At 70.4% G+C, this 5748-nt stretch carries 3 protein-coding genes; all 3 read left to right on the top strand.

All coding sequences use genetic code 11. The annotated features are described in order from the left end of the window. Nucleotides 1-1997: alpha-1,4-glucan--maltose-1-phosphate maltosyltransferase (locus AD428_RS16540; RefSeq protein WP_152968125.1), on the top strand; the 1997-nt coding region annotated here is incomplete at its 5' end. A gap of 13 nt (nucleotides 1998-2010) precedes the next feature. Further along, nucleotides 2011-5367, top strand: coding sequence for a maltose alpha-D-glucosyltransferase (gene treS, locus AD428_RS16535; RefSeq protein ID WP_053245901.1), 3357 nt, complete (start codon nucleotides 2011-2013; stop codon nucleotides 5365-5367). Further along, nucleotides 5364-5748, top strand: a 385-nt coding sequence (locus AD428_RS16530) for a GlgB N-terminal domain-containing protein (protein WP_432205848.1), incomplete at its 3' end; no start/stop codon positions are given. The genes treS and AD428_RS16530, both read left to right, overlap by 4 nt.

Raw genomic sequence — 5748 nt, 5'->3', positions numbered from 1 at the left:
CGGCGGCCGGCCGCGCACCGAGGGCGCGCGCCGCGCGCATCGTCATCGAGCAGGTGACGCCGTCGGTGGACGGCGGCGCTTTCGCGGTGAAGTGCATCGCCCACGAACGCGTCACCGTGCAGGCCGACATCTATATGGACGGCCATGACCGGATCGCCGCCGAACTGCGCTGGCGCGCCGTCGACGAGACGCGCTGGCGCGCCGAGCCCATGCGCCACGAATCCAACGACCGCTGGGAGGCGAGTTTCCGGCCGCACCGCGTCGGCCCGCACGAATTCGCCGTCTGCGCGTGGCTGGATGCGTGGGAAAGCTTCCGCCATGAGCTGGAAGTGAAGCACCGCGCCGGCGCCGACGTCGGCCTGGAAGTGCAGGAAGGCCTGGCGCTGCTGCGCGCGGCCCTGGCCCGCGCCGGTGACCTGAACGACGACGATGCGCGGCGGCGGCTGGCCGAGACGCTGGCGATGTTCGAGGACGACGCCGCGCATTCCGCCGAAAGCCGCATTCCCGCGCTGCTCGAAGAGGGGCTGGCGCAGGCGATGCGGGTAGCGGCCGAACGCTCCTTCGAGACGGAAAGCCCCGTGCCCTTTCCGTTGTGGGTCGACCGGCGCGAAGCGGGCTTTGCCAGCTGGTATGAGCTCTTCCCGCGTTCGCAGGCGCGCGAACCCGGCCGCCACGGCACCTTCGACGACGTGATCGCGCGGCTGCCCGACATTCGCGACATGGGATTCGACGTGCTGTACATGCCGCCCATCCATCCCATCGGCGAGCGCAACCGCAAGGGGCGCAACAACAGTCTGCGGGCCGAGCCCGGCGACCTCGGCAGCCCCTACGCCATCGGCTCGGCGAATGGCGGGCATGACGCCATCGAGCCCGCGCTGGGCACGCTGGACGACTTCCTGCGGCTGGTGGATGCCGCCGCGGCCCACGGCATGGAGCTCGCCCTGGACTACGCCATCCAGTGTTCGCCCGACCACCCCTGGCTGGCCCAGCACCCGGACTGGTTCTCCTGGCGGCCGGACGGCTCGCTGCGCTATGCGGAAAACCCGCCCAAGAAATACGAGGACATCGTCAACGTGGCCTTCTACGGCGCCACCGGCCGGCACATGCGCCGGCTGCCGCTGTGGCGGGCCCTGCGCGACGTGGTGCTGTTCTGGGTGGAGCACGGCGTGCGCATCTTCCGCGTGGACAATCCGCACACCAAACCCCTGCCGTTCTGGCAATGGATGATCGCCGAGGTGCACGCCCGCCACCCGGACGTGATCTTCCTGTCGGAAGCGTTCACCCGGCCGAAGATGATGTACCGGCTGGCCAAGATCGGCTTCACCCAGTCGTACACCTACTTCACGTGGCGCAACGACAAGGAAGAGCTCGACGACTACCTGCGCGAGCTGTCGGCCCCGCCGGCGGCCGACTTCTTCCGTCCGAACTTCTTCGTGAACACGCCGGACATCAACCCCGTGTTCCTGCAGACCTCGGGGCGGCCCGGCTTTCTCATCCGCGCCGCCCTGGCGGCGGCCGGCTCGGGCCTGTGGGGCCTGTACAGCGGTTTCGAGCTGTGCGAATCGGCCGCGCTGCCCGGCAAGGAAGAGTACCTCGACGCAGAGAAGTACGAGCTGCGCCAGCGCGACTGGCATGCCCCGGGCAATATCCGCGCCGAAATCACCCGGCTGAACCTCATCCGCCGCGCCAACCCCGCCTTGCAGACCCACCGCGGCTATACGCCGACGGAAAGCGGCAACGGCCGGGTGCTGGCTTTCTACAAGGCCACGCCGGGCCTGGGGAATGTGGTGCTAGCCGCCATCAGCCTGGACCCGCACGGCGCGCAGGAAGCCTGGATAGAAGCGCCGCTGTGGCTGTTCGGCCAGCCCGACACCGGCGAACTGGCCGCGGAAGACCTGCTGGCCGAAACGCGCGAGACCTGGCGCGGCAAGACGCGCCGCGTCGTCCTCTCCCCCGATCAACCCTACCGCCTGTGGCGCCTGTCGCTGGGCGGCTGAACCGCGTGGCATCATGATCAGCGAAACCCAAGCCCCCCTGGACGACGCCCTCTGGTACAAAGACGCCGTCATCTACCAGTTGCACGTGAAATCGTTCTTCGATTCCAACGACGACGGCGTGGGCGACCTGCCCGGCCTGATCTCCAAGCTGGACTATATCGCCGGGCTGGGCGTCAATACGATCTGGCTGCTGCCGTTCTACCCGTCGCCGCGGCGCGACGACGGCTACGACATCGCGGACTACCGCGGCGTGCACCCCGACTACGGCACGGTGGGCGACGTGCGCAAGCTGATCCGCGCGGCGCACGCGCGCGGGCTGCGCGTGATTACCGAACTGGTGGTCAACCACACCTCCGACCAGCATCCGTGGTTCCAGCGCGCGCGCCGCGCCAGGCCGGGCTCGGCCGCGCGCAACTACTACGTATGGTCGGACAACGACAAGGCCTACGCCGGCACGCGCATCATCTTCTGCGACACCGAGACCTCGAACTGGACCTGGGACCCGGTGGCCAACGCCTATTACTGGCACCGCTTCTATTCGCACCAGCCCGACCTCAACTACGACAACCCGCAGGTGCTCAAGGAAGTACTGTCGGTCATGCGCTACTGGCTGGACATGGGAGTGGACGGCCTGCGGCTGGACGCCGTGCCCTACCTCGTGGAGCGCGAAGGCACCAACAACGAGAACCTGCCCGAGACGCACGCGGTGCTCAAGCAGATCCGCGCGGTGATCGACGCCGAGTATCCGGGGCGCATGCTGCTGGCCGAGGCGAACCAGTGGCCGGAAGACGCGCAGGAGTACTTCGGCGCCGGCGACGAATGCCATATGTCGTTCCATTTTCCGCTGATGCCGCGCATGTACATGGCCATCGCGCAGGAAGACCGCTTTCCCATCACCGACATCATCAAGCAGACGCCCGACATCCCGGAAACCTGCCAATGGGCCATCTTCCTGCGCAACCACGACGAGCTGACGCTGGAAATGGTGACCAGCCGCGAGCGCGACTACCTGTGGAACGTGTACGCCGCCGATCCGCGCGCGCGCATCAACCTGGGCATACGGCGCCGCCTCGCGCCCCTGCTCGAGCGCGACCGGCGGCGGGTGGAACTGATGAACAGCCTGCTGCTGTCCATGCCCGGCACGCCGGTGCTGTACTACGGCGACGAGCTCGGCATGGGCGACAACGTGCACCTGGGCGACCGCGACGGCGTGCGCACGCCGATGCAGTGGTCGCCCGACCGCAATGGCGGCTTCTCGCGCGCCGACCCCGAGCGCCTGCCGCTGCCCGTGCTGATGGGGCCGCTGTACGGCTATGAGGCCGTCAACGTGGAGGCGCAGCAGCGCGACCCGCATTCGCTGCTCAACTGGACGCGGCGCCTGCTGGCGCAGCGGCGCCAGAGCCACGCCTTCGGGCGCGGCGCGCTGCGCTTCATCTTTGCCGGCAACCGCAAGATCCTGGCCTATCTGCGGCAGTGGCGAGAAACCACCATTCTGTGCGTGGCCAACCTGTCCAACGCGGCGCAGCCGGTGGAGCTGCACCTGCAGGAATTCGCCGGCCGGGTGCCGGTGGAAATGCTGGGAGGCACGCCCTTCCCCGCCATCGGCGAGCTGCCCTACCTGCTGACGCTGCCGCCCTACGCGTTCTACTGGATGGACCTGAGCCAGGACGCCGCGCCGCCGGACTGGCACGCCAGCGCGCCGCAGCAGATGCCCGAGCTGCCCACGCTGGTGCTGCGCTCGCGCGGCGGCGCGGTGCTGACCGACGGCTCGCGCAACACCCTGGAAACCGAAGTGCTGCCGCAGTACCTCGCGCGCCAGCGCTGGTATCCGGCCAGCACGCCGCCCCGGCGCGCGCGCCTGGTCTACGCCACGCCCTTCACCCAGGGCCGGGGCGAGTATTACTGGGCCGAGCTGGAGCCGGCGGACGGCGACGGCGGCGCGCGCGCCCAGGCGCCCTTCATGCTGGTGTGGGACGAGGCCGCGGCGGTGCAATACCCCATCGCGCGGGTGCGGCGCGGCGCCGAGGTCGGCGTGCTGGCCGACGCCTTCCTGCAGGAGGAGTTCGTGCTCGACATCGTCCGGGCGCTGCGCGCCGGCCGCGAGCTGGACGGCCGCGACGCCGGCAAGCCGGGCGACAAGCCCGGCGTCATCCGGTTCCTGCCGGAGGCCGGCCTGCAATCGGTGGAGCTGGACGAGCCGCCGTCGATGCAGTGGATCAGCGCGGAACAGACCAACAGCTCGGTGATCGTGGACGGCAAACTCATTCTCAAGCTGATCCGCACCGTGCGCGGCGGCGTCTCGCCCGAGGCCGAAATGACGCGCCACCTGACGCGCGCCGGCTATGCCAACGTGCCCGCGCTGCTGGGCGAAGTGCAGCGCGTGGACGCGGACGGCGTACCCTACACGCTGGCGGTGGCCCATCAGTACGTGGTCAACGAAGGCGACGCCTGGGGCTGGACGCTGGACTACCTCAAGCGCACGCTGGCCAACGCCTTGCTCGTGGGCCAGAGCGCCGACGAATTCGAGGCCGGCATGGAAGGCTATGCGGTCATGGCCGCCACCATCGGCCAGCGCCTGGCCGAGCTGCACAACGTGCTGGCCACGCCCACCGACGACCCGGCGTTCCGTCCGCACGCCTGCACGCCCGACGACGCGGCCGCGCACGCGGCCCAGGTGCAGGGCCTGCTGGAGCAGGCCGCGCAAGACCTGCGCCAGGCGCTCGGCCGGCTGGAGACGCCCTCGCAGGCATGCGCCGAGTGGTTCTTCGAGCACCGCGAGCGCCTGGCCGAACGGGTGGCGCGGCTGGCGCGCGCCGAGGCCGGCACGCTGCGCGTGCGCGTGCATGGCGACTTCCACCTGGGGCAGGTGCTGGTGGCGCAGACCGACGCCTATCTCATCGACTTCGAAGGCGAGCCCATCAACAACCTGGAATCGCGGCGCGCCCTGGCCTCGCCCTGCAAGGACGTGGCGGGCATGCTGCGCTCGCTGGACTACGCCGCCGCGGCCGCAGCCCGCAGCGAAACCGTGGGCGGCGCGCCGCTGGACGCGGCCGCCGGCGCGCCCGACACGCCGGGCGCGCCCAATGCGCCGGCGGAGCTGCGCGATGCGCTGCTGGCGCGCTTTCGCCGCCGCGCCAGCGAAGCCTTCCTGGAAGGCTATCGCGGCGCGCGGGCGAGCTCTCTCGCCCTGGACGGCGAGCAGGAGTCCGCCATGCTGCGGCTGGCGCAGATCGAGAAAGCGGCGTATGAGGTCAGCTATGAAGCCCGCCACCGTCCCGACTGGATCTCGATCCCGCTGTGCGCGCTGACCGAGCTTGCCCGCGACACCCTGATGTCGGCCGCCATCGACGCGCAAGGAAACGCCCAATGACGTCAGCCGCAGCCTTTACCGACCTCGAACCCGGCGCGCTGGCCGCCCTGGCCTGCGGCGCGCACAACGATCCCTTTTCCGTGCTGGGCCCGCACGGCGGCCAGGTGCGGGTTTTCGCGCCCGGCGCGCTGGGCGTGGACGTGCTGGACGAAACCGGCGCGCGGCACCCGCTCGCCGCGCAGGATCCGGGGCTGTATGCCGGCCCGGCGCCCTGGGCGCGGCCGGGCGACGGCAGCTCGTACCGCCTTGCCATCCGCTGGCCCGACGCGGAGCAGATCACCGCGGACCCCTATGCCTTCGGCCCGCTGCTGGATGACGCGGCGCTGCGCGAGCTGGCGCAGGGCTCGTGGCGCCGCGCCGCGGGCGAGCTGGGCGCCGCGG

The sequence above is a fragment of the Achromobacter sp. DMS1 genome (assembly GCF_001270295.1).
The sequence above is the reverse complement of the archived record's forward strand: the minus strand, read 5'-3'. Positions and strand labels throughout refer to the sequence as shown.

What these genes read in the sequence shown, in the direction of transcription:
- treS (WP_053245901.1), top strand. Translation starts at nt 2,011, where the DNA reads ATGATCAGCGAAACCCAAGCCCCCCTGGACGACGCCCTCTGGTACAAA.